Consider the following 26,362-nt stretch of genomic DNA (forward strand, 5'->3'; position numbering starts at 1 on the left):
GCAAACCCGTACCCGGTGCCAACGATGCCCCAACACACATGTAAACCATGCCCCAGGAGACCCCGTCAACCATGCCCCAAGACATGCGTCAACTATGCCCCGAGACAATACACGACGCATTGTTAGCGCTAAGTAGGCACGATACGATATGCTCGTGCGTTAGCGTTCAAAACACGAACACATGAGCATAGCTGTAGCGCCTTGGGCGCATGGGAGGATTTCAGGTGAGGACGTTAATTCAGGCCCTGAAGACGAAGGAGCTGAGGAAGAAGATCCTCTTCGTCCTGTTCATCATCATCATCTACCGCATCGGTTCGTTCATCCCGACCCCGGGCGTGGACTACACCGTCGTGCAGAAGTGCGTGGCGCCCCTGCAGGGCAGCCAGGAGAACTTCATCGGACTGGTGAACCTGTTCTCCGGCGGCGCCATGCTGCAGCTGTCGATCTTCGCGCTGGGCGTCATGCCGTACATCACCGCGTCCATCGTCGTGCAGCTGCTGCGCGTCGTCATCCCGCGCTTCGAGGCCCTGCACAAGGAGGGCCAGTCCGGCGAGGCGAAGCTGACGCAGTACACCCGATACCTCACCATCGGTCTGGCCGTGCTGCAGTCCACCACGATCCTCGTCACCGCCCGCTCCGGCGCGCTGTTCAACTACGCCTGCTCCCAGGTCATCCCCGACGGTTCGGTGTGGAACCTCGTGGTGATGGTCCTCATCATGACCGGCGGCACCGGCCTGATCATGTGGATGGCCGAGCTCATCACCGACAAGGGCATCGGCCAGGGCATGTCCGTCCTCATCTTCATGTCCATCTGCTCCGGCTTCCTGCCGCAGCTGTGGGAGATCGGCTGGGGCACCAACGGCACCGACGGCGACTGGACCAAGTTCGGCATCGTCGTGTCCGTCCTCGTCGTCATCCTCATCTTCGTCGACTTCGTCGAGCTGTGCCAGCGCCGCATCCCCGTGCAGTACACGCGCCGCATGATCGGCCGCAAGATGTACGGCGGCTCCTCCACCTACCTGCCGCTCAAGATCAACATGTCCGGCGTCATCCCGCCGATCTTCGCCTCCTCGATCCTCGCCATCCCGACGCTCATCGCGCAGTTCGGCAAGACCGACCAGAGCTGGGTCAAGTGGATCAACGCCAACCTGGCGAACACCACCAGCGTGTGGTACATCGCGCTGTACGCGCTGATGATCGTGTTCTTCTGCTTCTTCTACACGGAGATCACGTTCAACCCGGACGAGACCGCCGACAACATGAAGCAGTACGGCGGCTTCATCCCCGGCATCCGCGCCGGCAACGCGACCAGCCGCTACCTGAGCTACGTGATGAACCGCCTCAACACGGTGGGCGCCGTCTACCTGTTGTTCGTCGCGCTCATCCCGACCGTCCTCATCATGGCCCTCGGCCTCAACACGCAGCTGCCGTTCGGCGGCACGACGATCCTGATCATCGCGGGTGTCGGCCTCGACACCCTGCGCCAGGCCAAGGCCCAGACCGAGCAGTTCCAGTACGCCGGATTCCTGCTCGAAGACATCGACCACAAGGAAAACTGAGCCAACAAGACAAGGAGCAACGACATGCGTCTTCTCATCATGGGCCCGCAGGGCGTCGGCAAGGGCACCCAGGCCGCGCTGCTCGCCGAGCACTACGGCATCCCCGCCATCTCCACCGGCGACATCTTCCGCGCCAACATCAAGGGCAAGACCCCGCTGGGCCTCAAGGTCATCGAGTACACCGACAAGGGCGAACTCGTGCCGGACGAGCTGACCAACTCGATTGTCAAGGACCGCCTCGCCCAGGACGACGCCAAGAACGGCTGGATCCTCGACGGCTACCCGCGCAACGCCTCCCAGGTCGAGGCGCTCGACGCCATCCTCGCCGAGCTCGGCACCCCGCTCGACGCGGTGGTCGCGCTCGATGCCGACCACGACGTGCTCATGCAGCGCATCGCCAAGCGCGCCGAGGAGCAGGGCCGCACCGACGACAATCCGGAGGCCATCGCCAAGCGCCTCGCCACCTACGCGAAGGAGACCGCCCCGCTGCTGGACACCTACAAGTCCCGTGGCCAGCTGGTCGCCATCGACGGCGTCGGCGAGATCGACGAGATCCAGAAGAACATCGTCGCCGCGCTCGACGCCCGCTGAGTGTAGCGGCATAGCGCGCGTATACCACACGACGGAAGAGCCGGACGAAATGACACGCCGAGTGTCGATTTCGTCCGGCTCTTCGCTATCCTAGTAGATTGGTGTGTCTTCGGATACGTCAATGTAATGCAACCAACGAAACGGAAGCCGGGAGCTCATGGCAAAAGACGGTGTGATTGAAGTCGAAGGTCGGGTGGTCGAAGCGCTGCCCAACGCGATGTTCCGCGTTGAACTCGAAAACAAGCACATCGTGCTGGCCACCATCTCCGGCAAGATGCGGAAGAACTACATCCGCATCCTCCCGCAGGACCGCGTCGTGCTCGAGATGAGCCCGTACGATCTCAACCGCGGTCGCATTACGTACCGTTACAAGTAAGGTACAAGCAAAGGATAACCATGAAGGTCAGCCCTAGTGTGAAGAGGATCTGCGAGAACTGCCGCGTGATCCGTCGTCACGGCCGCGTCATGGTGATCTGCACCAACCCCCGCCACAAGCAGCGTCAGGGCTGAGAGCAGATTCTCCAGCGGCACAATTGAAAATCAGGCGCTCACTCACAGTGCTTCCCGCAAGGGAACGACACTGAACCACGGGTACGTAGGCCCGTGCCGGACAGCCGGACGAGTGGGTGCAAGACCTACGTCAACCAGAAGGAATCGCAATGGCACGTCTTGCCGGAGTCGACATCCCCAATGAGAAGCGCATCGAGATCGCCCTCACCTACATCTTCGGTGTGGGCCGTACTCGTGCGAAGGAAACGCTTGCCGCGACCGGTATCAACCCGGACATCCGCGTCAAGGATCTCACCGACGAGCAGCTGATCACGCTGCGTGACTACCTCGAGGCCAACTACAAGATCGAGGGCGATCTGCGTCGTGAAATCGACGCGGACATCCGTCGCAAGATTCAGATCAACTGCTACCAGGGCCAGCGTCACCGCAGGGGACTTCCTGTGCGCGGCCAGCGCACCAAGACCAACGCCCGCACCCGCAAGGGCCCGAAGCGCACGGTCGCCGGAAAGAAGAAGGCCACCAAGTAATAGGTGGCATTGGCACGGGCCACGGGGTGACACCCATCGCCCGAGCCGCAACCCCAAGCAAACAAGTTCGTTACTAGGAAACGAGGGTCAATGGCAGCGCCTAAGCAAGCCGCTCGTAAGCCCGCTCGTCGCCGCGATCGCAAGTCGATCCCGGTGGGCCAGGCTCACATCAAGTCCACTTTCAACAACACGATCATCTCGATCACCGATCCGTCCGGCGCGGTTGTGTCCTGGGCGTCCGGTGGTGACGTCGGCTTCAAGGGCTCCCGTAAGTCCACGCCGTACGCTGCCGGCATGGCCGCCGAGTCCGCCGCCCGCAAGGCGATGGAGCACGGCGTCAAGAAGGTCGATGTGTTCGTGAAGGGCCCGGGTTCCGGTCGTGAGACCGCCATCCGTTCCCTGCAGTCCGCTGGTCTCGAGGTCGGTTCCATCACCGACGTCACCCCGCAAGCGCACAACGGCGTTCGTCCTCCGAAGCGTCGTCGCGTCTGAGCACTACTAGACAATATTCATCCAACCCGCTGTTGGCCCGGTGAGTGCACCACCGGCCAAAAGCTGAAAGGATACCACAGTGCTTATTGCACAGCGTCCGACTCTTACCGAGGAATCGCTGAACCCCCAGCGCTCCCGCTTCACCATCGAGCCGCTCGAGCCGGGCTTCGGCTACACGCTTGGCAACTCGCTGCGCCGCACCCTGCTGAGCTCGATTCCGGGAGCCGCTGTGACTTCGGTGCGTATCTCCGGTGCCCTGCATGAGTTCACCACGCTGCCGGGCGTCCAGGAGGACGTGACTGAGATCCTGCTCAACATCAAGGGCATCGTGCTCACCAGCGAGTACGACGAGCCCGTCGTGATGTACCTGCGCAAGAGCGGCAAGGGCGAGGTCACCGCCGGTGACATCACTCCGCCGGCGGGCGTGACCATCGCGAACCCGACCATGCACATCGCCACCCTCGCGGAGGACGGCGAGCTCGAGATCGAGTTCACCGTCGAGCGTGGCCGTGGCTACGTGCCGGCTGCGATGAACAAGCAGGACAATGACGAAATCGGTCGCATCCCGGTCGATTCCATCTACTCCCCGGTGCTCAAGGTGAGCTACAAGGTCGAGGCGACCCGTGTGGAACAGCGCACGGACTTCGATAAGCTCATCCTGGACGTGGAGACCAAGCCGGCCATCTCCCCGCGCGACGCGGTGGCTTCCGCCGGTTCCACCCTGGTGGAGCTGTTCGGCCTGTGCCGTGAGCTCAACACCCAGGCCGAAGGCGTCGAGGTCGGCCCCGCCCCGGTGGCGGAGGAGTCCAACCCCGAACTCGCCGTGCCGATCGAGGATCTCAACCTCACCCAGCGCAGCTACAACTGCCTGAAGCGCGAGGGTATCCACACCATCGGCGAGCTGGTCTCCCACACTGAGCAGGATCTGCTCGATATCCGCAATTTCGGCATGAAGTCCATCGACGAGGTCAAGGAGAAGCTCCAGTCTCTGGGCATGTCCCTCAAGGCCTCCCCGCTGGGTGGCTTCGATGCCAACAATCTCGAAGGCGGCACCTTCTTCTCGCCTGAAGACGAGTGAGAACCCGTTAGCCGCATTCGACCAACCGTCCGACCGGTTCGGATGTTCGGGCCACTGCCCACCTGAACCGGCCTGACATAAGGAGTTACTATGCCCACACCCAAGAAGGGCCCGCGTCTGGCCTCCAGCCCGGCGCACGAGCGCCTGATGCTCGCGAACATGGCCACCAGCCTGTTCCAGAACGGCCGCATCGTCACCACGCTGCCGAAGGCCAAGCGCCTTCGTCCGCTGGCCGAGCGCCTGATCACCTTCGCCAAGCGCGGTGATCTGCACTCCCGCCGTCGCGTGATGCGCGTCATCCGCAACAAGTCCGTCGTGCACGTGCTGTTCACCCAGATCGCCGAGCAGATGGAGCAGCGTGAGGGTGGCTACACCCGCATCGTGAAGATCGCCCCGCGCAAGGGCGACAACGCGCCCGCCGCCATCATCGAGCTCGTCACCGAGCCGGTGAGCAAGAAGCAGGCCGTCGTGAAGGAAGCCGAAGCCGCCGCCAAGTCCGCCGAGACCGAGGCTCCGGCTGCCGAGGCTCCGGTTGAGGCTCCGGCCGAGACCGCCGCCGAGGCCACCGAGGCTCCGGCCGAGCAGGCCGAGTGAGCCGTTAGCGTCAGCTGACTCGCGATACAAGGGGTCGGGAATCCACCAGGGTTCCCGACCCCTTTCGCATACCCACCCAATTCCCCTTCCTCCTCTTCCATCCCACCTATCCACCCCACCTATCCCACCTATCCACCCCACTCATCACCCACTCAACCTCCCATGGTGCGGTAAAACACCCATGGTGCGGTAGGCGAAAATGGCGGAATTCCGCCGTTGTGGAGAAAGTGTGTTGCCGCACCATGGGAGAGAGGGCGCTATGGGGAGGTGAGTGATGGGATGGTGGGTTGTGGAGGAGTGGGTTGTGAAAAGGTGGGTTGTGGAGAAGTGGGGAAGTGAGTCGCGGGGAAGCGTTACGGCAACGTGCGGACGGCGCGGATCGCTTCGGCGCGGGAGGCGAGTTCGTCGTCGGGCGGGTAGGCGACGTGTTCCAGCGTGAGTCCCTGCGGCGCGATCGGTCCCGTCGATCCCTCGCGCTTCGGCACGGCCATTTTGCCGGCGAACCAGTCCAGATCGCGTTTGCCGATGCCCACCGCGACGCATGCGTTGACGAGCGATCGCACCATGTTGCGCGCGAACGCGTCCGCGACGATCGTGAAGCACACCAGTCCCGACTCCAGCGTCGGCGTCACGTACCCGATCGTCGCGTCGTCGCCGGTACCGTGCGTCGCGACGTCGTCGCGCGCCGGTACCAGCGGGCGCGACGGGACGCGCGTCCACGCGGCGCGCTTCACCTCGCGAATCGTCGTGCCTCCCGGATTCGGCGTCGCGAACGAACCGAAATCATGGAGTCCCAGCGTCATCGCCGCCGCCCGGTTCATCGCGTCCAGGTCGAGCGTGTCGTCGATGTGCAGCACGCAGCCGCGCAGACGCGGGTCCACCTCGCTCGCGCGGTCGGCGATCCGGTACACGTACGTGCGTTCCAGCGCCGAGAACCGTGCGTCGAAGCCGTCCGGCGCGACGGACACGCGATGGATCGCGATGTCCATCGGCAGAAGACGTTGCAGACGATGCTCCAGCGCGGTGGCCGCCGGCACCTTCATGTGCCCGACGGCGCGTTCCAGCGTCGATTCCGCGATGTCGAGATGACAGACCTGATGGCTCGCGTGGACGCCCGTGTCGGTGCGTCCGGCGACGACGAGACGAAGCGGCTCGTCCGGGTCGTGTTCGGGCACGCGCAGCAGCTTGTGCAGCGCCGCCTCGATGGTGCCCTGCACGGTGCGGATGTCCGGTTGCGTGGCCCATCCGTAGAAGCCGCCGCCGTCGTATGCCAGGTCGATGCGCAGTCGTGTCATAGCCAACGAGTATACGGTTCAGCGCCGATGCGGCGGTGATGGTGCGGCGATGCAGTGACGCGATGATGCGACGATTGTGATGATTGCGACGATGCGGCGGTGACGTGTTCGTAACATTGGCGCGCGTTTGCCGAAACCGGGTCTTCCTACGGTGAGTCGGGTACGAAAGACAAGACCCATCACAAGGAAAGTGGCACGATGATTGAATCGGCGGCGAGCAGGCTTGCGGCGGAACTGGTGGCGCGACGTGAGGAGATCAACCGCGAACTGAGCCGCAACGGCGTGCGGTTCGGCGTGTACAAGGACGGCGTGTACAAGGACCGTCTGTTCCCCTACGACCCGATTCCGCGCGTCATCGAATCCGACGAGTTCGACGAGCTGGAGGCGGGCCTGAAGCAGCGCGTCAACGCGCTGAACGCCTACCTCAGGGACATCTATTCGGAGAAGCGGATCATCCACGACGGCGTCGTGCCCGAGGAGTTCGTGTACACGTCCGCCGGCTACTACCCGCAGGTCAACGGCGTGACGCCTCCCGGCGGCGTGTTCGCGCACATCGCCGGCGAGGATCTCGTGCAGGGCGAGGACGGCCGCTGGTGGGTGCTCGAGGACAATCTGCGCATCCCGTCCGGCGCCAGCTACCCGCTGTTCGCCCGCGACATCGAACGACGCACGAATCCGCGACTGTTCCGCGAGATTCACGTGCGCGACAACCGCGACTACCCGCGCCTGCTGCGCAAGTCGATGGACTTCGTCTCCACCGAGGGCATCGCCGTGGTGCTCACGCCGGGACGCTACAACTCCGCGTTCTTCGAGCACGCGTATCTGGCGGAGAAGACCGGCGCGACACTCGCTTTCCCCGAGGACCTCGAAGTCGTCGAGAACAAACTGTTCTTCCTCGACTACGCGGGCAGCCGCCATCGCGTCGGCGTCGTCTACCGCCGACTCGCCGACGACTTCCTCGACCCGTTCGCGTTCAACCCGGATTCGGTGATCGGCGTGCCGGGACTCCTGTCCGCCTACCGCGCCGGCAACGTGGCGATCGTCAACGCGCCGGGCAACGGTGCCGCCGACGACAAGGCCATCTACTACTTCGTGCCGCGCATGATCAAGTACTACCTCAACGAGGAGCCGATCCTGCACAACGCGCCCACCTACATGCCGATGTTCGAGAAGGACCGCAAGGAGGTCCTCGACCGCATGGGCGAGCTCGTCATCAAGGACGTAGCCGAGGCAGGCGGCTACGGCGTGGTCTTCGGCCGCGACCTCGACAAGGCGAAGCGCGAGGAGCTGGCCGACAAGATCAAGACCGACCCGCGCCGGTTCATCGCGCAGGAGATCATCCAGTTCCGCGACATCGACGTGGTCGACCCGGCGACGGGGGAGCGGAGCCCGCGCAAGTGCGACCTGCGCGCGTTCGTCGTGACCGGCCAGAACACGCACGTGTGGTATTCCGGCCTGACCCGCTACTCGTCCGTGCCTGGCCAGATGATCGTCAACTCCTCGCAGGGCGGCGGCTTCAAGGACACGTGGGTGCTCGCCCCGTCCGACGGCAGCAAGGACTTCGCGCGCGGCGCCGAGATCGAATCGGTGAGCCTCATGCCGCATGCGCGCAAGCACTCGCTCCAGCTCGTCACCGCATCCAAGGCCGACAACCTGTACTGGCTCGGCCGCTACACCGAACGCGCGTTCACCACGCTCGTCCAGTTCTTCCCGTTCTACGACCGCGTGATGGACGAGAACCCGGACGCGTTCCGTCCGTTCGCCCGCGCGCTCGACCTGCCGGAGGATTTCGAGGACTTCGACACGTTCATCCACTCGTTCCTCTATGACGGCACGAACCCGGATTCGGTGCGCTCCGCGATCGTCGCCGCGTTCAACAACGCGGTCATCCTGCGTCCGGAACTGTCGTCGCGTCTGCTGCAGTACGTGGAGCTCGCGATGACGAACATCACCGACGCGGCCGAACGCTCCGCCAGCGCGGAGGACATCTACACGCAGCGCGACGTGGCCGACGACATGCTCGCCTTCTGGGGCGGCATCGAGAACTCGGCGGCGGACATGACGCTCAAGGCGTTCATCTTCATCGGCAAGTACATCGAACGCATCGACCTGTACACGCGCTTCGGCATGCCGATGGCGGAGATGGAGGCGCCGCTGCGCAAGCTGGAGACCTACGCGCACGCGCTCGACGGCATGCCGCTGCCGCAGTGCTTCGCCGAGGGCGTGAGCTGGCTGCTCGGCCAGCTGCCGCAGCGCGGCTACCCGGAGCTCAACGGGCGCCTGCAGGAGTTCCTCAGCGACTTCGGCCGGCGGTCCATCCACGGCGACATCAAGGACGGCAGCTCGCTGAGCTCGATGAACATGGACGCGCGCAGGCCGTGACCTGGGTCACACTGGTAAAGTTGGAAGACAGTATGTCGTTCCTATGCCGTCCACTTTCCCGGAGCCTGAAGCATGAAAAAACTGGTGTTTGATTATGAGATGAAGCTCAGCTTCAGCTCACCCGTCACCGACCACCGGTTCCAGTTGCGGTGCATCCCCGCCACCGGCCCGCGCCAGCAGGTCGTGGACGTGGAGATCGACATCGAACCGGACGTGGAGTTGGAGACCACCATCGACTCGTTCGATTCGGTCGTGAAGACCGGGTACATCCCCGAGCCGCACGACGTGTTCAACTACAAGGTGACCGGCATCGCGTTCGTCGACAACGAGCACATCAAGCCGGAGATCTACAAGCCGCTCTACCGGTTCGACTCCGCGCTGACGATCCCGGGGCCCGCGGTCGAGGCGCTGACGGCGATTTGCCGCGGGCGTCTCGCCGCCCTGCCGGACAGCGCCTCGCCGATCGACAAGGCGCGCGAGATCATGGACGAGGTGTTCCGCGCGTTCGTCTACACGCCCGGATCCACGACGATCCGCACGACCGCCGAGCAGGCGTTGGCGCAGCGCAAGGGCGTGTGCCAGGACTACGCGCACGTGATGCTCTCCGTGGCGCGCCACTGCGGGCTGATCGCGCGCTACATCGCGGGCCTGCTGGGCGGCGAGGGCGCGACGCACGCGTGGGTGGAGATCTATCACAACGGCCGGTGGATCGGCCTCGACCCGACCCACAACCGCATGGTCGACGACAACTACATCACGATCGCCCACGGCCGCGACTACCGCGACTGCATGCTCGACATTGGCATTTTCTCCGGATACAACGTCCAGCAGAGCCAGTGGGTCAACGCCTCCGTCCACGAGCAGGAGCTGTAGCGGCGGGTCGCGCGCGACGCGCGGTGATTTGCGTATCGGACGAACAGGCTTATAATGAACAGGTTGCGTTTTACGTGACGACTGGATAAGTGTCCGAGCGGTCTAAGGAGCACGCCTCGAAAGCGTGTGAGGGCGAACCCCTCCGCGAGTTCGAATCTCGCCTTATCCGCGATATCAAGGGCTTCGGGAATTCCCGAAGCCCTTTTCGTATGCGGCCGTTCTCTGGCCCCCTCTGACGAGGGGGCTGTCAGCCGAAGGCTGACTGGGGGAGAGACAGCGGCCGCAGGCCGCGGAAGATACGGCATCGGCCGCAGGCCGATTCGATGTTCCCGCGGCCTACGGCCGCTCATCTTCTCTCCCTCCGTCATCGCTTCGCGATGACACCTCCCTCGTCAGAGGGAGGCGATGTTCCGTAGAGGGGGCCGAGGAGCCGTTGCTCAGCGGAAGAGGGCGGAGTCGGCGGAGGGGTAGCCGAGCTCCATCGCACGCCAGGCGCGGGCGGCGGCCATGCGGGCCAGCCAGGCGAGCGTCTTGCGCGACGGGGACGAGGCCGTGCCCGAGGCGTCGGACGAACCGGTGCCGCTCGAATCGGCGGTGCCCGAGCCGGATTCCGCGGAGCCGGAGCCGGCGGCCGATCCGGAATCATCCGTCGTGGAACCAGTCGTCGAATCGTAGGTGGCGGTGCTGTTGGACGTATCGGATTCGGCGGCGATATCGGACGAATCCGCATCGTCGACGCCGCCGATCGCGTCGAGGTAGGCGCGGGCGCAGTCCATCTCGACGACGGCCACCGTCGGCGCTGTCACGCCGGCCGCGGAATCCTCGATCGTGTCGGGATGCGCGAGAAGCTCGTCGACGGCGTACACCTTCTGACGTGGGTCCCGGCTCGCACCGGACAGCGTGAACAGGCGCTGGGCGGCGGTCTTGTGGTTGTCGGAGGCGGCGAGCGTGGCGTCGTCGACGCCGCGCGCCGCCAGCACCTCGAGCGCGAAACCGGCGCGGTCCTCCGCCAGCGACATCGCCGCCAACGCGTCGGCTCCCGCGTCGAGCCGCACGACGTCGCCGTAGTCGACGGTCGGCGGCGTGGGCGAGGCGACGCCGAGCGCCGCGCCGAGCGTCTCGGTGCGGTAGGCGACCTGCGCCGAGCGCAACGCGCCTTCGGCGAACCGCGACGTGCAGACGGAGGCGACGGTGAGCCACGCGTCCGTCGCCGCGAGGCCGTTGAGGTAACGCATCATCGTCGGCTGCGCGTCGGCCGTGCCGGCGTCGCCGCCGGTGCCGGCCTGCGCGGTCAGGTAGGCGCTTTCGCAGGCGCCGAGTTTCGTCGCGTCCGTGTTGCGCGCTTCGAGATGCGGCGTGGCGCATCCCGCCAGCGGCGCGACGAATGCGCATACGGCGACGGATGCGGCGAGACGCGAGACGAGACGCGATGACGTGGGATGCGATAGGGGACGCGACCTGCGGCGCGAGGCGAGACGGGCGATGACGGCGCCGGGGCCCGTGCCCCGCGCGCCCACGGCTGAATCTCGAAGTGTCTGCATAAAACAGTAGAGTAAACATCGACTGTGACCAAATGGGCCAAGAGCCGATATAACTGAACTCAAGGGAGGTCTTGCGACATGGAACTGGACCTGCAAGGCATGCACAAGCTCGCATCCGAGCAAGGAATCGACCCGGCCGCGCTCGACGCGGCCCTCGCCGAGGCGCTGCGCCTCGCCTACATGAAGACCTCGCACCCGGCCAAGCACGCGCGCGTCGAACTCGACGAGCGCGCCGGCACGTTCACCGTGTGGGCCGCCGACGAGATTCCGGGCACCCCCACCGAGGAGGACCCGCACCCGGCACCGACGCTCGGCGAGGAGTACGACGACACCCCGCGCGACTTCGGCCGTCTCGCCGCCGCCACCGCGCGCCAGGTCATCACCCAGCTGTTCCGCCGCGCCGAGGACGAGCGCGTGTTCGGCGCGTTCTCCGGTCAGAAGGGCAAGCTCATCACCGGCATCGTCCAGCAGGACGTGAAGGACCCGTCCAACGTGCACATCGCCGTCGGCGATGTCGAGGCGATCCTGCCCCGCCGCGAGCAGGTGCCGGGCGAGCGCTACCGTCACGGCCAGCGTCTGCGCGTGTACGTGGTGAACGTGGGCCGCGGCGTGAAGGGCCCGGAGATCATCGTCTCTCGTTCCCACCCGGAGCTCGTGCGCAAGCTGTTCGAGCGCGAGGTCCCGGAGCTCGTCTCCGGCGCCGTGTCGATCATGGCGATCGCGCGTGAGGCCGGCGCCCGTACGAAGATTGCCGTCAAGGCGAACACGGACGGCGTGAACCCGAAGGGTGCGCTGATCGGCCCCGGCGGCGCCCGCGTGCGCGCCGTCATGGAGAACCTCGGACCGGAGAAGATCGACATCGTCGACTACTCCGACGATTCGGCGAAGTTCGTGGCCTCCGCGCTGAGCCCGGCCGTCGCGACCGGCGTGCAGGTGATCAGCGAGAAGAACAAGACCGCGATCGCGTTCATCCATGACGACCAGCTGTCGCTCGCCATCGGCAAGGAGGGCCAGAACGCGCGTCTGGCCGCCAAGCTTACCGGTTGGAAGATCGGCATCGAGTCGTCCGAGGCCCACGCGAAGAAGGTCGCCGCGGAGAAGGCCGCTGAGGCCGCCGAGGCTGCCGGTGCGGCGTCCGGCGACGCCGCCTCCGCCCCGGAATCGGCCCCGGAAGCGAAGTAACCGGAAGGCTTGCGCCCGGCGTGCCCACATCCAGCGCTTTGAGTATGCTTGATGCGGTATGCCGGGCGTAAGCATGCCCGGCCAAAGAACGAGGATTACACGATCATGGTCGCACGATGAACAGGCTCGTCGTCTTCAAGTTTTGACCGCGCAGGCGCGTGGTCACGGATAGGAGAACAAGTAGTGGCGAAACCACGCGTTTATGAAATTGCCAAGGAACTCGGCATCGACAGCAAGACCGCGCTGGAGAAGCTGAAGGATATGGGGGAGTTCGTCAAGTCCGCCTCCTCCACGGTCGAGCCCCCGGTGGCTCGCAAGCTCAAGTCCGCCTTCGCGAAGCAGGGCGGCAACGGTGGCCAGGGCGGCAACCGTCAGAACGGCGCCGGCTCGCACGGCGCGAAGGGCGCGCGTCCGGCGGCCCCGTCCGCGCCGCGTCCCGGCCAGCATCATCCGTCTCCGGCCCCGACTCCGGGCCCGGCGGCGTCCCACACCTCCCACACGTCCTCCGCGCCGACTCCGGGCCCGCGTCCGGCGGCGCCGACCCCGGCTTCGGCCGCGGCCGAGCACGAGCAGCGTCCGGTTCCGGGCGCGCGTCCGTCCGCCCCGCACCCGGGCCAGCATCGTCCCGGCCAGGGCGGCGCGCAGGCCGGCGCCGGCTCCCGCGGCGAGCGCGGCGATCGCGGTCAGCATCGCGGCGAGCGCGGCGAACATCGTGGCGAGCGCCGCGGTGAGCGCCCCGGCCAGAACCGTTCCGGCGCCCCGCGTCCGGGCGGCGAGCGTCGCGGCGGCCAGGGCCGTCCGACCGGCGCCCCGACTCCGGGCCCGCGCAACAACCAGCCGCGCGGCGGCCAGCAGGGCGCTCCGCGTCCCGGCCAGGAGCACGGCGGCCAGCAGGGTCAGGCCGGCCAGCGTCCGCACACCCCGGGCCCGCGTCCGGGCAACAATCCGTTCAGCCGCAAGCAGGGCATGCACACGCCTACGCCCGGTGACATCCCGCGTCCGCATCCGATGGCGCGTCCGACCGTGAACGACAGCCGCAACGGCGGCGGTCGTGGTCGCGGCGGCGCCCGCGGCGGCTTCCGCAACGGTCGTCCGGGGCAGGGCGGCGCTCCGCGTCCGGGCCAGTGGGGCCACAACCGTCCGGGTCAGGGCGGTGCGCAGGGCGGCGGCGCCCGCGGCGGCTTCCGCTCCGGCACCGGCACCGGCGGCTTCCAGAACAACGGCGGTCCGAGCAACGGTCCCGCGCGCGGCGGCGGTCGCGGTCGCGGCGGCGCGGCCGGCGCGTTCGGCCGTCAGGGCGGCAAGAGCTCCAAGGCGCGTAAGAACCGTCTGCAGAAGCGCAGGGAGTACGAGGAGATCAAAGCGCCGACCATCGGCGGCGTGCGCATCCCGCGCGGCAACGGTCAGACCATCCGCCTGCGCCAGGGCGCTTCCCTCGCGGACCTCGCGGAGAAGATCAACGTCAATCCGGCGGCCCTCGTCACCGTGATGTTCCATCTCGGCGAGATGGCCACGGCCACGCAGTCCCTCGACGAGTCCACGTTCCAGATCCTGGGCGAGGAGATCGGCTGGAACATCCAGATCGTCTCCGCCGAGGAGGAGGACAAGGAGCTGCTCCAGCAGTTCGACATCAACCTGGACGAGGAGGAGCTGCAGGAGGACGAGGATCTGAAGCCGCGTCCGCCGGTCGTCACCGTCATGGGCCATGTCGACCACGGTAAGACCCGACTGCTCGACACGATCCGCAAGACCAACGTCATTGAGGGCGAGGCCGGCGGCATCACCCAGCGCATCGGCGCCTACCAGGTGACGGTCGAGCTGGACGGCGAGAAGCGCAAGATCACGTTCCTCGATACCCCGGGCCACGAGGCGTTCACCGCCATGCGTGCCCGCGGTGCGGAAATCACCGACGTGGCGATCATCGTCGTGGCCGCGGATGACGGCGTCATGCCGCAGACCGTCGAGGCCATCAACCACGCGAAGGCCGCCCACGTGCCGATCGTCGTGGCCGTCAACAAGATCGACAAGCCGGGCGCGAACCCGGACAAGGTGCGCGGCCAGCTCACCGAGTTCGGCCTCGTGCCGGAGGAGTACGGCGGCGACACCATGTTCGTCGACATCTCCGCCAAGCAGAACATCAACGTCGACAAGCTCCTCGAAGCGGTGCTGCTCACCGCCGACGCGGACCTCGACCTCAGGGCCAACCCGGATATGGACGCCCGCGGCGCCACCATCGAGGCGCGACTCGACAAGGGCCGCGGCGCCGTGGCGACCGTGCTCGTCCAGCAGGGCACCCTGCACATCGGCGACGCGATCGTGGCCGGCACTTCGTACGGCCGCGTGCGCGCCATGCTCGACGAGAACGGCAAGCACATGAAGGAGGCCACCCCGTCCACGCCGGTCCAGGTGCTGGGCCTGACCTCCGTGCCGACCGCAGGCGACCTGTTCCTCGTCGCCCCGGACGACCGCACCGCGCGTCAGATCGCCGAGAAGCGCCAGGCCACCGAGCGTGCCGCGCAGCTCGCGAAGCGCCGCAAGATCGTCTCCCTCGAGTCCCTGAAGGAGCAGTTCGCCAAGTCCGAGGTGGACATGCTCAACATCGTCATCAAGGGCGACTCCTCCGGCTCCGTCGAGGCGCTCGAGGACTCCCTGATGAAGATCGAGGTGTCCGACGAGGTCGGCATCCAGGTCATCCACCGCGGCGTCGGCGCGATCACCCAGAACGACGTCAATCTCGCCACGGTCGACAAGGCCGTCATCATCGGCTTCAACGTGCGTCCGAACCGTCAGGTGCAGGACCTCGCCGACCGCGAGGGCGTGGAGATCAAGTACTACTCGGTCATCTACCGCGCCATCGAGGACATCGAGGCGGCCCTCAAGGGCATGCTCAAGCCGGAATACGAGGAGGTCGTCACCTCCCATTCCGAGATCCGCGAGATCTTCCGCTCCTCCAAGTTCGGCAACATCGCCGGCGTCATGGTGCAGGACGGCGAGGTCAAGCGCGGTACGAAGTGCCGTATCCTGCGCAACGGCGTCGCCACGGTCAACGACCTGGAGATCTCCTCGCTGCGTCGTTTCAAGGACGACGTGCAGTCCGTCAAGGAAGGCTACGAGGCGGGTATCAACCTCGGCACCTTCAACGACATCGAGCTCGGCGACATCATCGAGACCTTCGAGATGCGCGAGGTCGAGCGCAAGTAGCGCACAATGGTCGCCTCCGCGGGAAGCGGAGGCGGCGGTTTTCATGCTCCCCCTGTCAGGGGGAGCTGCCGAACGAAGTGAGGCTGAGGGGGTTGCAGGGCGCGACCGGATGAGGCCGCGTGACCCCCTCAGTCGTCTACGACGACAGCTCCCCCTGACAGGGGGAGCAAACTGTATGGGGCTCCCCTTCCCCGGATGCGGGAGCGAATCATCGAAAGGACTTTCATGGCAGGAACGAATCCCCGCGCCGCGCGCATCGCGGCCCTGATCCAGCGCGTCATCGCGTCCTCCATCGAACGCGAGCTGCATGACAAGCGACTGACGAACATCACCATCACCGACGTGCGCGTGACCAACGATCTGCAGATCGCCAAGGTCTACTGGACGCAGTACGGCCACGAGGGCAAGGAGGCGGGCGAACGCAAGCGCGCCCAGCAGGCCCTCGACCAGGCGAAGGGCCATCTGCGCAAGCTCGTCGGCCACAAGGCCGGCCTGCGCCTCACCCCGCAGCTCCAGTTCGTGTTCGACGAGGTGCCGGGCGAGGCCCACGAGATCGAGGACATCCTCGCCATCGCGCGCAAGCGCGACGAGGAGCTCGCCAAGGCGCGCGCCACCGCCCAGTACGCGGGCGACGCCGACCCGTACAAGCACGACGAGCCGGAAGACGCCGACACCGAGGCGGATGGCTTCGACGACGATGCGGATTCCGACGACGATTTCGACGACATGGACGATTTCGACGTCACCGCGAACGACGCCGAATGACGACGATCGCCTCTCTTTGAGGGAACGAGACCTGCGGAGGTGCCCAGAATGCCGATGACCACCACCACATGCGCCGACGGCCTGCTGATCGTCGACAAGCCGAAGGGCGTGACCAGCTTCGACGCGGTCGCGGCCGTGCGCGCCGCGCTGCACACGAAGAAGGTCGGGCACGCCGGCACGCTCGACCCGATGGCCACCGGCATGCTGGTCATCGGGTTCGGCCGCGCCACGCGCCTCCTGCAGTACATCGTCGAACACGACAAGACGTATGAGGCGACGATCCGCCTCGGCCTCGCCACCACCACCGACGACGCCGAAGGCGACATCATCCCGCCCGACACCGCCTCCCTGCGCTCCCGCTGGCGGGAGCTGTCGGCGCAGCCGACTGAGGGTGGTCGTCCGGACGCGTCGGATGACGACGCCACGAACGCCGCCCGTCTCCGCGCCGTCATCGCATCGACGATCGCCGAACGGTTCACCGGCGACATCGAACAGATTCCGAACACGTTCTCCGCGATCAAGATCGACGGTCAACGCGCCTACGATCTCGCGCGCGCCGGCAAGGACGTCGCCCTGAAGGCGCGTCCCGTCCACATCGCCGAGTTCGCCGTGCTCGCCACACGCGAAGGCGTCGCAAGCACAAGCGACCCCACTTCCCCGCTGCAAACTGACTCCACGTCCCGCTCCCGCTGGCGGGAGCTGTCGGCGCAGCCGACTGAGGGTGGTCCCGAGGGCGGCTCCGAAGTCGAACAGACGGAAGCCGTCGTCCCCGTCATCGACGTGGACGTGCGTGTGAGCTGCTCGTCCGGCACGTACATTCGCGCGCTCGCCCGCGACCTCGGTGAGGCGCTCGGCGTCGGCGGGTACCTCACCCGCCTGCGCCGCACGCGCGTCGGCCGGTTCGCGCTGTCCGACGACCATTCCGGTCTCGCGCAGGTGACCGTCCTCCCGGCCGTCACGGACGCCGGAATCGGCGATGATACGACCGGAACCGGCGAAACCGCGCCCGCTGCGATGCAGGTGATCGCCGCGCACGCCGAGCCGAAGACGTTCACGAACCGCGACGGCGAGACCGTCACGCGCAACCGTTGCGTGCTCGATACGCCCGCCGGACTGTCCGGCGACGCGCGCGGCGACTGGCTGCGCGCGCGTGCCGTCGGCATGGCCGACGCGGCGCGCGGCGCGATGCCGGTCGTCGCCATCACCGCCGACGAGGCGCGTGAACTGCGATTCGGCCGCCGCATCGACCGCGAACTGGAGAAAGGCGTCCACTACGCCGCCATCGTGGCAGAAACGCGCGATGACGCGGCCGGTGCCATCGCCCCCGCCGACGTGGCCGCCATCATCGAACGCGCCAACCGCACCCAGGCCAAGCCCGCCGTCGTCTTCCCGGCGGCGTGAGCGGCGGGAGACGACGGACAGCGTGGCGGCCGAATGCCGTCCGCCACGTCGTCCGTCACAGATGCTGCAACGCGGCGACCGGGCTGATGCGCGACGCCTTCCACGCGGGATAGAGACCCGCGAGCACGCCTGTCAGTATGCCGAGCGCGGGACCCAATGCGAGCAGCAGCGGGTCGATGACGGCCGTCCATGATTGCGCCACGCATACGACGAGTACCGCCGCCAAACCGAGATTCATGCCGAGCAGACCGCCGATGCCGCCGAGCACCGCGGTCTCGCCCAGCACCTGGGCGGCGATATGGGCGGGACGTGCGCCCAACGCCCGGCGCAATCCGATCTCCGGGATACGCTCGTAGATCGATGTCAACGTCGCGTTCGCGATGCCCACGCATCCGATGAGCAGCGCCATCGCCGCCAATCCCAGCAACAGGCCGGACATCGATGATTTCACGCCGCCGGTCGCTTTCGACCAGTCCGGTGGCGCATCCACGACGAATCGGTCGGGGGCGTCCGGCCGCAACGCATACGGTGCCTGACGTGAGATGAGTTGCGCCGCGCCCAGTTGCGTGTGCACCATCATCTCCGCCGGAGAATCCGCGGAGGGAGCGCCGTACATGCCGATCGCCGTGCTGACGGGAATGACGCCTGCGGTCGACAGTTGCGGAATCTCCGGTACCGCGCGCATGACACCGATCACCGTGTACGGTTCGTCGCCGATATAGACGGACCGCGGCGTCGTCGGATCGCCGTCCATACCAAGCGCCTGTGCGGCCTTCGTGCCCAGCACGATCACATGTGAACGATGCCGGACATGCGCCGCGTCGAACGGTACGCCGGACTTCATGCCGGCCCCGATGCCGAAGATCCCCGTATCCGCGGCGTACACGGGGAACGAGGACCGCCCACTGGAACCATCCGCCGCCATGGCCGACGCCGGTGATGTGCGTATCGCCGCCGGACTGCCGTCATCCCCCGAACCGGTCGATACGCGCCAGAACAGCGTCGCCGATTCGACGCCATTGAGCCGTTCCATGCGTTTGCCGGAATCCAGCGGAAATCCCAAGCCCGGCACCAAGCCGGCTGTGTCGCCGGTCTCGCTATCCCCGGCTGCGTTATCACCGTCTCCGGCACCCGGCTTGTCCGTGATGTGCACGGTGGTCGCCTCCAGCTCGTCGAAGCCTTCACTGATCTGGCCATTCGCGCTTTGCGTCAGCCCGATGATGCCGATGAACGCCGCGATACCCAGCACGGTACCGACCAGCGTCATCAGTGTGCGCGACGGGCGTCCGGACAGTGATGACACCACTTCGTAGATGAAATCGGACATCGTGATACGCGATGTCGCGCGTGATTTCGCCCGCGACGCGGAACTCGACTTGAACCATGGCCTCATGATGCGCACCGCTCTTCCCGAACCACGCCGTCCTCCGTACGGAACACACGGTCGGCGAACCGCGTCTGCCGCTCGTTGTGCGTCACCATCACCACCGTCATGCCGTCGTCATGCAGCTGCGCGAACAGACGCATGATCGACTCGGCGCGTTTGGAATCGAGATTGCCGGTCGGCTCGTCGCATAGAATCAGCCGCGGTCTGCCGCAGATCGCGCGCGCGATCGCGACGCGCTGCTGCTCGCCGCCGGACAGATCGCGGGGCAACGACTGCGCCTTGCTCCCCAATCCCACACGTTCCAACGATTCCAACGCGCGACTGCGTCGCACGTCGCGCGGCACGCCGCCGTACAGTCCCGCCATCGCGACATTGTCCAGCACGCTGCGAGCGGCGATGAGATGGAACGCCTGGAAGATGAATCCGATGCGTGAGGCGCGCAGATACGCCGATTCCGCGGCGTCCATCGCACTCACGTCACGCCCCTCGAACCGGTAGACGCCCCGCGTGGGCGCGTCCAACAGGCCGATGATGTTCAACAGCGTCGATTTGCCGGATCCCGATTCGCCGACAATCGCCGCGAACTCGCCCTCGTGGATTGTCAGGGTCACGTCGCGTAGCGCGTGGACGGGCACCGCGCCGCCATACTCCCGGTCGACGTGTTCGAGTTCGATGACCGGTTCCGGCAGGACTCTCGTATCATCCATCGGCGTCACTGCTCCCGTCATCGTCCGCCTACCGCCACGCGGTCGCCTGCGCGCAGGTCCTTCGCATGCGTCGGCGTGACCTGCACGTACCCGTTCGCCTGCACACCGACCTTCACCGGCACGCGCGCGAGCTTATCCTCCTCGCCGCTCCCGCCGCCCGTGACCTTGATGACCGCGTCGCCGCCATCCGTCGCGGTGGTGAGCGCGCCGATCGGCACGGCGAGCACGGCGTCACCCGTGGTGGCGCGTGTCAGACGCACCGTCACCTGTCGTCCCGACAGCGCGGCGTCAAGCGGCTGGTCGCAGTTCACGGTGACGATCGTCGCGTCCGTGTGGACGATGCCGCCGACCTTGCACGGCAATCCATCGCCCGTCCCGGTCTCCACGATGGCGCTCGTACCCGGCACGAGTCCGTCCGTCTGCGCGGAATCCAACGTGGCGTGCACCACCAGCGCGGACGAGGCGAGCGTCAGCACCGTGCCGGACGCGTCGCCGCCGACTTGTGACGTGACGTCGGCGACCGTCGCCGGCATGTTCGGGACGAACACGATTTCGGCGCGCGGCATCGTCGTGCCGGAACGCGCCTCTACCGCCTCCAGCGAGGCCTCGGCATCGGCGAGATCCTGCTGTGACGTGGCGTCGCCGCCGGACGCCGCCGCTTCGGCTGCGCGCACGGCGGCGCGCGCCTGCCGAAGCGACTCGTCGTCGGCGCCGGTGCCGCCGTCGGCCTGCGTCGCGTCATAGCCGTTATCGGCGTACAGCCGTGCGACCGCCGCCTTGGTGAGTGGACCGTAATAGCCAGTGATGCCGCTGCCGTCCAACAGTCCCAGCGCGGTCAGTCCGGTCTGCAACTGTATGACGTCGGGGCCTTTCATACCGGGTTTCATATCGCGCCAGGCCGGCAGCGCACCACGGAACGCGAACACCGGTCGGCCGGAGACCTCCGCCACGATCGTGCCGTCGTTGACCGCCGCGCCTTTGGCGAGCGGCAGTGCGGTGACGATCGGGGAACCGGTGGCGGCGGGTGCGCTTGGGGTCTGCTGGGTGGAGGAGGTATCGCCGGATGAGTTCGTATTGGTGTCGGGCGCGCCTGCGCCGGTGCCCGATGCGACGGCGCCGGTTCCGTTCGTCGCCGCTCCCTGCCCGGAACCGGTGACGGAAACCGTGTTTTCGGCTTCGACGGTGCCTTGGACGGCGATGACGTCGCTGACCACTTTCCGCTCCACCTTCGCGGAAATGATCGATGGCGTGGGTGCGGCGGAATGCGCGGCGATATCCTGCGGCGATTTGATGGCCATGCCCGCCACGAAGCCGACGATCGCCGCGACCACGGAGATCGCGGCGACCAATACCAGCCAGTGGCGGCGCAGACGCTCGACGATGCGGCGTTTGCCGCTCTTGGGAGTGACGCTCACTGTCCGTCACCTTTGGCGAGTTCCTCCTGTGCCTTGAGGAACATGGCATCCGACAGGCGCTTGATGGTGTCCATCGTCGCCTGGTTGTCACGCACGGCCTGCGACTCGTACTCATAGGTCACGTCGGTCACAGTGCGCATCAGACCGCTGGATGCCTTGCAGCCGGCATCGGCGACGGCGATGTTCCGTTCCTCGTCGGTGACGGTGTGCGTGCCGCCGCCTGCCGAACCGTTTCCGGATGCGCCGTTCGTGTAGTGCTTGACGATGTCGCGCGGGTCGTTGTATTCGTAGCCTTTGCCGTCCATGCACGTCTTCCAGTCGCCGATCGCCTTGGTCACGCGGGAATCCTGCAGGGCGTTCTCATCGGCGTTGCGCCGGGCCGTGTCGTAGGTGCCGATTTGGGCGAACCATTCGTCGTTGTATCCCAGGGCGGTGGTGTTCTGATTGTCGCAGCCGGTGCCGTCCGGATTCGCCAGCGCCTTGACATAGCCGGAGGAGGAAGGGCCTTTGAGGGAGGTGCCGTTCGGGGACTGTTGCGTGTTCGTGTTCTTCTGTGTGTTCTTCTGTGTGTTCTTCTGTGTGTTCTTGGTGGACTTGTAGAGCTTGTCGTATTGCGGGGCGTAGCCGTACTTGCGCGCCCATGCGGCGGTCAGCGGGCCCCACTGCGGCGCGTACATCGCCTCGGGATCGTCGGTCGCGGCCTCCATGCCACCCGTGTCTTCGTAACGATAGCCGCGTTCCGCCATGCATGCGGTGTTCATCATCACAAGGGCCTGATTCACCGTGTCCTTCTTGTCGCCCTGCAGGAAGTACTGGTCGAACGGCGATCCGGTTTTGAGGTCGGCGGTCTGGCCGGTACCGGTGTCGTTGGCATCGTCGTTCGCGCCGTCGGATTCGCTGCTGGATTTGCCTCCGGACTGCGACTGTGACGACGATCCGCCGTTCTGACCGTAAATGTCTTCTGCAGTCAGCCCGTCGCCGGCTGCGCCGCTCTGCCCGCACCCCGTGCAGAGCAACAGCATCGTCATGATCAATGCCGACGATTTTACGATCCAGTCCATCGATTCCCCTTAGCGATTGTCTCCCGATGATGACCCGCACCGGCGTCGTCATTGACTTCGAACACGAAAGCGCGCAGCTTCGTTTCGTTTCCGATGATATCGAAACGTGCGGGGGGGGGGACAAATCTAGGGCGGGTTGGGCGAAGTCGTTTGGAGGATGAACGACTGCGCCATGTGGCGCCGCGGAGCCTGCCGTGAGGCCACTTCGTCGGCGTTTGCTAGAGTGGTCGCGGCGAAATCGGGCCGCGATCGGTCGCGGATAGCGCCGCGGGCGGCGCCGTGGGCATCACGGCGGTCATCACCGCGGCGACGAGTATGAGGAGCGCAATGGACATCACCTATCTGACCCCTGACGAGACCGGCGACGTCGAGTGGCCGTCCTTCGACAACGACAAGCGATCGGTCGTCACGGTCGGCGCGTTCGACGGCATGCACCGGGGGCATCAGGCCGTGGTCGACCGCGTGGTCGAACTCGCGCGCAAGCATGACGCGTTCTCCATCGTCATCCTGTTCGACCCGCGTCCCGCGTTCGTGCACGGCTGGGCCGCCGCGCACGACGGCGAGGAGCCGGGTGCGGACGTCATCGACGCGAACGCGCTGAGCGGCGTGGACGACCGTCTCGCCTATCTGGAGCAGGCGGGCGTCGAACACGTGCTTGTCGTGCGCTACACGCTCGCGTTCGCCGCGAAATCGTACATCTTCTTCCTCGGCCGACTGGTCGGCAAAATCGGTATGCGTACGCTCGTGCTCGGCTCCGACGCGGCGATGGGCGCGGGCCGCAAGGGCGACGTGAAGGCCATCTCGAACCTGGCCGCCGGCGCCGGCGTGTTCGAACTCGATGTGGTCGACGACCGCGGCCCCGGCGACGTGCGCATCCCGCGCGACTGGAAGCCGGAAATGCCCGCCGAATGGGGCGAGCCGGCCGACCCGTTCGCGAACGCGACCAAGGCGGAACGCCGCGCGTGGAGCAAGAAGCATCAGGCGAAGCTGGCGCGCGCGTGGAGCTCCACGAACGTGCGCTACCTGCTCGGCCACGGCCGCATCAAGGATGCGAACGCGATCCTCGGCCGCCTGCACAGCGTGGTCGGCGAGGTCGTGCACGGCGAGGAGCGCGGCCGCACCATCGGCTTCCCGACCGCGAACCTCGGCGACGACGTGATCGGCTACCTGCCGGTCGACGGCGTGTACGCCGGCTGGCTCGTGGATGGCGACAAGCGCTGGCCCGCCGCCATCTCCATCGGCACGAAGCCCACGTTCAGCGAGAAGACCGGCCTCAACGAGCGTGTGGTCGAAGCGTACGCGATCACCGACGACTGGCTGGAACTCTACGGCCACAAGGTGCGCGTCGAATTCGCCGGCTTCCTGCGCCCGCAGGTCAAGTTCGACGGCGTCGACGCCCTGAAGGCCGAACTCGCCCGCAACGTCGAAGAGACCAAGCGCCTCACCGCCTGACACGCTCGCAGGTTCGCGCAGGCGGCATAGGGCATACGCCTATGCCGCCAGCTCGATGGGGGCTCGTTTCCGTAGCTCCGAATAGGCGATGACACTCACCCCGTAGTTACGGAACGCCTGTACGGCCCCATCCCGTAAATCGCCGTTCCGGTCGTCACCGATGACGATGAGTTTGGAATCCTGCCGTTGCGGGTCTCCTACGGTGTCGTTCCAACCGAACATGATGCTCTGCATGGTGGTCTTATCCAATCGGTTGGGAGCCTGACAGAACCGTGTGGGGTGATTGGCACTACGCTGGAACAGAAAATCGAAATTCACATCGTAACCGGATATGCCACGCACCTGCACGTTCTCCGTGTAGTACACCCCGCAATCGGTGAGTTCAGTGGCGACATCCTCGGCGAAATACTCGGAGACACGACGCTGGGACGCCTCCATGACGGCACCGATGCCGTTCAAGGCCTGAACATACCGGTTCAACGCGTCGGCGCGCCCCTCGTCTGAGGACAGAGTGACGCTGCCGTTCGATTCGATGCGGGCACCGTATTTGCGGGCGATGCGTTCCACACGCCCTCGTCGTGTTTCGGTGAGTGTGATGCCGTTCTGATGGAACGCCTCGAGCGTATAGCCGTCATCGGTGAAACTGATGGAAGGGCCATCGGTCTTGGCGTAGAAACACAGGTCGTCGTTAGAACGGTCGAGGAACGGCAGCGTGATTTCCTGCCAATCGCCGAGCATGCGGAAGGAGGATTCACGTGCCAGCCATTCTCCATACTCCTCGACGAGGGTTTCGGCATTGATGACGGTCATAGCAGGACCCCCAAGGCGGATTTGAGGGTGGCGACCTGGACTATGGTGAGGCCGGGGATCTCGACGCGTTTGCGCATGCGCGGCACCACGGCCGTCGTGAAGCCCAGACGAGCCGCCTCGCGCAGGCGGTATTCCAATCGCGGCGCCGGACGCACCTGACCGGTTAGGGAGATCTCGCCGATCGCACACGTGGTGCGGGGGATTGGCGCATGCTTCGCCGCGCTCGCCAACGCGGCCACGATCGCCAAATCGCACGCCGGTTCCTTCGCGAGTCCGCCCGCGATCGTCGAGATATACAGGTCGTTCTGCAGCAGGTTCACGTGACCATGCCGGTACAGCACGGCCACGAGCATCGCGATGCGGTTCGAATCCACGCCGTTCACCGCGCGGCGCGGCGTCGGCAGCACCGAATTCGTGACCAGCGACTGGATCTCGATCGGCAACGACCGGTGGCCATCCAACGTGAACGTCACGCACGTGCCCTCCACTGGGGAAGGGGCGTCATCGCCTGCGCCGCCATCTCCGTCAGTACCGTCGCCCGAATCGCCGCCGCCCGACAGGAACAACCCGGCCGGATCGGTCACCTCCTCGATGCCTTCGCCGCTCATGTCGAAGCAGCCCACCTCGTCCGTCGGGCCGAAACGGTTCTTCACCGCGCGCAGCATGCGCAGCGCCGTCTCGCTGTCGCCCTCGAACTGGCACACCACATCCACCAGATGCTCCAACGTGCGCGGACCAGCGATCGAACCGTCCTTCGTGACATGGCCGACCAGCAGCACCGGCACGTCCAGCGTCTTCGCCACGTCGATCAGCGCGCTCGCCACCTCGCGCACCTGCGTGGAACCGCCCGAAATGCCATCCACGTCCTGCGAGACGATCGTCTGCGCCGAATCGACGATCGCCAACGTCGGCCGCTCACGCTCGATCAGACCCAGTACCGTGCCCAGATCGGTGGTGGCGGCGAGCAGCAGGTTCGGCTCCACCGCGTCGATACGCGTCGCGCGTAGACGCACCTGCCCCTGCGACTCCTCGCCCGACATGTACAGCACCTTGCCGCCCGCCGCCGCATGGGCGCGCGCGATGTTACCCGCCGTCTCCAACAGCAGCGTCGACTTGCCGATGCCCGGCTCGCCGGCGATCAGCACCACCGACCCCGGCACGATGCCGCCGCCCAGCACCCGGTCGAACTCGGAGAATCCCGTCGGGATGCGCGTGACGTCGTCCGTGCCGACCTCGGTGATCGGCACCGCCGCCGATTCCGCCACCACCGAGGCCTGCGTATGCCCGACGCGCCCGCCGCCCGCCGCGCCGCGACCCACGCCGGCACCGCCGGCCGCACCCGAGCCGCCGCTGCGCCGCGCGGCCGCCGGCCGGGCCTCGTGGAACTCGTCCACCGTGCCCCACTGGCCACATTCGGGGCATTTCCCATACCATTTCGTGCCCGTCCAGCCACATTCCGAGCACAGGTACTGCACATTCGTCTTCGCCATGCCTCGACGATACGCACGCGATCCGCGAATCGGTGCATACGTACCGTTT

General features: G+C 66.3%; 23 protein-coding genes and 1 tRNA gene. 16 read left to right on the forward strand and 8 right to left on the reverse strand.

Going from position 1 to position 26,362, the window contains the following annotated elements:
- Positions 1–224: 224 nt before the first annotated feature.
- From secY to rplQ, 8 genes are all read left to right on the forward strand, one after another.
- A complete protein-coding gene (secY, locus tag AC1AYD_RS02390; RefSeq protein ID WP_476502903.1) occupies positions 225–1,559 on the forward strand; it encodes a preprotein translocase subunit SecY in 1,335 nt (444 codons plus the stop codon).
- A gap of 24 nt (positions 1,560–1,583) precedes the next feature.
- A complete protein-coding gene (locus tag AC1AYD_RS02395; protein ID WP_476502902.1) occupies positions 1,584–2,150 on the forward strand; it encodes an adenylate kinase in 567 nt (188 codons plus the stop codon).
- A gap of 157 nt (positions 2,151–2,307) precedes the next feature.
- Positions 2,308–2,526, forward strand: coding sequence for a translation initiation factor IF-1 (infA, locus tag AC1AYD_RS02400; RefSeq protein ID WP_004268611.1), 219 nt, complete (start codon positions 2,308–2,310; stop codon positions 2,524–2,526).
- Positions 2,527–2,546: 20 nt separating this feature from the next.
- Complete coding sequence (gene rpmJ / locus AC1AYD_RS02405) at positions 2,547–2,660, forward strand: 50S ribosomal protein L36 (protein WP_003814578.1); 114 nt, start codon at positions 2,547–2,549, stop codon at positions 2,658–2,660.
- A gap of 149 nt (positions 2,661–2,809) precedes the next feature.
- Positions 2,810–3,187 (forward strand): 30S ribosomal protein S13, encoded by a 378-nt coding sequence (rpsM, locus tag AC1AYD_RS02410; RefSeq protein ID WP_034527264.1) that lies wholly within the window; start codon positions 2,810–2,812, stop codon positions 3,185–3,187.
- 90 nt (positions 3,188–3,277) lie between these two features.
- Positions 3,278–3,679, forward strand: a complete 402-nt coding sequence (gene rpsK, locus AC1AYD_RS02415; protein WP_034527262.1) for a 30S ribosomal protein S11 — start codon at positions 3,278–3,280, stop codon at positions 3,677–3,679.
- Positions 3,680–3,758: 79 nt separating this feature from the next.
- Positions 3,759–4,757 (forward strand): DNA-directed RNA polymerase subunit alpha, encoded by a 999-nt coding sequence (locus tag AC1AYD_RS02420; RefSeq protein ID WP_476502901.1) that lies wholly within the window; start codon positions 3,759–3,761, stop codon positions 4,755–4,757.
- A gap of 90 nt (positions 4,758–4,847) precedes the next feature.
- Positions 4,848–5,351 carry a 50S ribosomal protein L17 gene (gene rplQ / locus AC1AYD_RS02425; RefSeq protein ID WP_101622008.1) on the forward strand — a complete coding sequence of 168 codons (504 nt, stop codon included), beginning with the start codon at positions 4,848–4,850 and terminating at the stop codon, positions 5,349–5,351.
- A 353-nt stretch (positions 5,352–5,704) separates the two neighbouring features.
- Here the strand turns inward: rplQ and AC1AYD_RS02430 are convergent, their stop codons facing one another.
- Positions 5,705–6,646 (reverse strand): tRNA pseudouridine synthase A, encoded by a 942-nt coding sequence (locus AC1AYD_RS02430; RefSeq protein WP_476502942.1) that lies wholly within the window; start codon positions 6,644–6,646, stop codon positions 5,705–5,707.
- Between the two features lie 198 nt (positions 6,647–6,844).
- On the opposite strand from AC1AYD_RS02430, the gene AC1AYD_RS02435 reads away from it, so the two are divergent.
- The 3 genes from AC1AYD_RS02435 to AC1AYD_RS02445 all read left to right on the forward strand — a co-directional run bounded on the left by AC1AYD_RS02435 (position 6,845) and on the right by AC1AYD_RS02445 (position 10,070).
- Positions 6,845–9,028, forward strand: a complete 2,184-nt coding sequence (locus AC1AYD_RS02435; RefSeq protein ID WP_476544636.1) for a circularly permuted type 2 ATP-grasp protein — start codon at positions 6,845–6,847, stop codon at positions 9,026–9,028.
- A gap of 72 nt (positions 9,029–9,100) precedes the next feature.
- Complete coding sequence (locus AC1AYD_RS02440; protein WP_476502899.1) at positions 9,101–9,901, forward strand: transglutaminase family protein; 801 nt, start codon at positions 9,101–9,103, stop codon at positions 9,899–9,901.
- An 83-nt stretch (positions 9,902–9,984) separates the two neighbouring features.
- Positions 9,985–10,070, forward strand: a tRNA-Ser gene (locus AC1AYD_RS02445).
- A gap of 268 nt (positions 10,071–10,338) precedes the next feature.
- On the opposite strand, the gene AC1AYD_RS02450 is transcribed toward AC1AYD_RS02445, so the two are convergent.
- On the reverse strand, positions 10,339–11,442 hold the full coding sequence (locus AC1AYD_RS02450) for a hypothetical protein (RefSeq protein WP_476502898.1): 1,104 nt from the start codon (positions 11,440–11,442) through the stop codon (positions 10,339–10,341).
- 78 nt (positions 11,443–11,520) lie between these two features.
- Between AC1AYD_RS02450 and nusA the strand changes: the two genes are divergently transcribed.
- From nusA to AC1AYD_RS02470, 4 genes are all read left to right on the forward strand, one after another.
- Entirely contained in the window at positions 11,521–12,624 is a 1,104-nt protein-coding gene (gene nusA / locus AC1AYD_RS02455) for a transcription termination factor NusA (RefSeq protein ID WP_476502897.1), read from the forward strand.
- A gap of 183 nt (positions 12,625–12,807) precedes the next feature.
- The gene (infB, locus tag AC1AYD_RS02460) at positions 12,808–15,825 is read left to right on the forward strand and encodes a translation initiation factor IF-2 (RefSeq protein ID WP_476502896.1); all 3,018 of its coding nucleotides are present in this window, start codon (positions 12,808–12,810) and stop codon (positions 15,823–15,825) included.
- 225 nt (positions 15,826–16,050) lie between these two features.
- Positions 16,051–16,590, forward strand: a complete 540-nt coding sequence (gene rbfA, locus AC1AYD_RS02465; RefSeq protein ID WP_476502895.1) for a 30S ribosome-binding factor RbfA — start codon at positions 16,051–16,053, stop codon at positions 16,588–16,590.
- Positions 16,591–16,644: 54 nt separating this feature from the next.
- Positions 16,645–17,991: a tRNA pseudouridine synthase B gene (locus tag AC1AYD_RS02470; RefSeq protein WP_476502894.1), complete on the forward strand. Its 1,347-nt coding sequence runs from the start codon at positions 16,645–16,647 to the stop codon at positions 17,989–17,991.
- A 55-nt stretch (positions 17,992–18,046) separates the two neighbouring features.
- Here the strand turns inward: AC1AYD_RS02470 and AC1AYD_RS02475 are convergent, their stop codons facing one another.
- The 4 genes from AC1AYD_RS02475 to AC1AYD_RS02490 all read right to left on the reverse strand — a co-directional run bounded on the left by AC1AYD_RS02475 (position 18,047) and on the right by AC1AYD_RS02490 (position 22,528).
- Positions 18,047–19,318 (reverse strand): ABC transporter permease, encoded by a 1,272-nt coding sequence (locus AC1AYD_RS02475; RefSeq protein WP_476502893.1) that lies wholly within the window; start codon positions 19,316–19,318, stop codon positions 18,047–18,049.
- Between the two features lie 62 nt (positions 19,319–19,380).
- A complete protein-coding gene (locus tag AC1AYD_RS02480) occupies positions 19,381–20,085 on the reverse strand; it encodes an ABC transporter ATP-binding protein (RefSeq protein ID WP_476544637.1) in 705 nt (234 codons plus the stop codon).
- A 17-nt stretch (positions 20,086–20,102) separates the two neighbouring features.
- Complete coding sequence (locus AC1AYD_RS02485; RefSeq protein WP_476502891.1) at positions 20,103–21,500, reverse strand: peptidoglycan-binding protein; 1,398 nt, start codon at positions 21,498–21,500, stop codon at positions 20,103–20,105.
- Positions 21,497–22,528: a hypothetical protein gene (locus tag AC1AYD_RS02490; RefSeq protein ID WP_476544638.1), complete on the reverse strand. Its 1,032-nt coding sequence runs from the start codon at positions 22,526–22,528 to the stop codon at positions 21,497–21,499. Before AC1AYD_RS02490 ends, AC1AYD_RS02485 begins: the two co-directional genes overlap by 4 nt.
- Before the next feature lie 360 nt (positions 22,529–22,888).
- Between AC1AYD_RS02490 and ribF the strand changes: the two genes are divergently transcribed.
- Positions 22,889–24,013 carry a bifunctional riboflavin kinase/FMN adenylyltransferase gene (gene ribF / locus AC1AYD_RS02495; RefSeq protein ID WP_476502889.1) on the forward strand — a complete coding sequence of 375 codons (1,125 nt, stop codon included), beginning with the start codon at positions 22,889–22,891 and terminating at the stop codon, positions 24,011–24,013.
- A gap of 39 nt (positions 24,014–24,052) precedes the next feature.
- Here the strand turns inward: ribF and AC1AYD_RS02500 are convergent, their stop codons facing one another.
- Together AC1AYD_RS02500 and radA are read right to left on the reverse strand one after the other, a co-directional pair.
- On the reverse strand, positions 24,053–24,823 hold the full coding sequence (locus AC1AYD_RS02500) for a DUF1829 domain-containing protein (RefSeq protein WP_476502888.1): 771 nt from the start codon (positions 24,821–24,823) through the stop codon (positions 24,053–24,055).
- Positions 24,820–26,313, reverse strand: coding sequence for a DNA repair protein RadA (gene radA / locus AC1AYD_RS02505; RefSeq protein ID WP_476502887.1), 1,494 nt, complete (start codon positions 26,311–26,313; stop codon positions 24,820–24,822). The genes AC1AYD_RS02500 and radA overlap by 4 nt, the downstream gene beginning before the upstream one ends.
- Positions 26,314–26,362: the final 49 nt, after the last annotated feature.

This window comes from Bifidobacterium sp. LH_426, from assembly GCF_056356875.1.

Excerpts from the sequence above, each read along its gene's own strand:
- AC1AYD_RS02395 (WP_476502902.1), top strand. The coding sequence starts at position 1,584 with ATGCGTCTTCTCATCATGGGCCCGCAGGGCGTCGGCAAGGGCACCCAG.
- AC1AYD_RS02475 (WP_476502893.1), bottom strand. The coding sequence starts at position 19,318 with ATGTCCGATTTCATCTACGAAGTGGTGTCATCACTGTCCGGACGCCCG.
- AC1AYD_RS02430 (WP_476502942.1), bottom strand. The coding sequence starts at position 6,646 with ATGACACGACTGCGCATCGACCTGGCATACGACGGCGGCGGCTTCTAC.
- rpmJ (WP_003814578.1), top strand. The coding sequence starts at position 2,547 with ATGAAGGTCAGCCCTAGTGTGAAGAGGATCTGCGAGAACTGCCGCGTG.
- ribF (WP_476502889.1), top strand. The coding sequence starts at position 22,889 with ATGGACATCACCTATCTGACCCCTGACGAGACCGGCGACGTCGAGTGG.
- AC1AYD_RS02435 (WP_476544636.1), top strand. The coding sequence starts at position 6,845 with ATGATTGAATCGGCGGCGAGCAGGCTTGCGGCGGAACTGGTGGCGCGA.
- AC1AYD_RS02470 (WP_476502894.1), top strand. The coding sequence starts at position 16,645 with ATGACCACCACCACATGCGCCGACGGCCTGCTGATCGTCGACAAGCCG.
- rbfA (WP_476502895.1), top strand. The coding sequence starts at position 16,051 with ATGGCAGGAACGAATCCCCGCGCCGCGCGCATCGCGGCCCTGATCCAG.
- rplQ (WP_101622008.1), top strand. The coding sequence starts at position 4,848 with ATGCCCACACCCAAGAAGGGCCCGCGTCTGGCCTCCAGCCCGGCGCAC.
- AC1AYD_RS02440 (WP_476502899.1), top strand. The coding sequence starts at position 9,101 with ATGAAAAAACTGGTGTTTGATTATGAGATGAAGCTCAGCTTCAGCTCA.
- nusA (WP_476502897.1), top strand. The coding sequence starts at position 11,521 with ATGGAACTGGACCTGCAAGGCATGCACAAGCTCGCATCCGAGCAAGGA.
- rpsM (WP_034527264.1), top strand. The coding sequence starts at position 2,810 with ATGGCACGTCTTGCCGGAGTCGACATCCCCAATGAGAAGCGCATCGAG.
- AC1AYD_RS02450 (WP_476502898.1), bottom strand. The coding sequence starts at position 11,442 with ATGCAGACACTTCGAGATTCAGCCGTGGGCGCGCGGGGCACGGGCCCC.
- rpsK (WP_034527262.1), top strand. The coding sequence starts at position 3,278 with ATGGCAGCGCCTAAGCAAGCCGCTCGTAAGCCCGCTCGTCGCCGCGAT.
- AC1AYD_RS02480 (WP_476544637.1), bottom strand. The coding sequence starts at position 20,085 with ATGGATGATACGAGAGTCCTGCCGGAACCGGTCATCGAACTCGAACAC.
- radA (WP_476502887.1), bottom strand. The coding sequence starts at position 26,313 with ATGGCGAAGACGAATGTGCAGTACCTGTGCTCGGAATGTGGCTGGACG.
- AC1AYD_RS02490 (WP_476544638.1), bottom strand. The coding sequence starts at position 22,528 with ATGACGATGCTGTTGCTCTGCACGGGGTGCGGGCAGAGCGGCGCAGCC.
- infA (WP_004268611.1), top strand. The coding sequence starts at position 2,308 with ATGGCAAAAGACGGTGTGATTGAAGTCGAAGGTCGGGTGGTCGAAGCG.
- AC1AYD_RS02500 (WP_476502888.1), bottom strand. The coding sequence starts at position 24,823 with ATGACCGTCATCAATGCCGAAACCCTCGTCGAGGAGTATGGAGAATGG.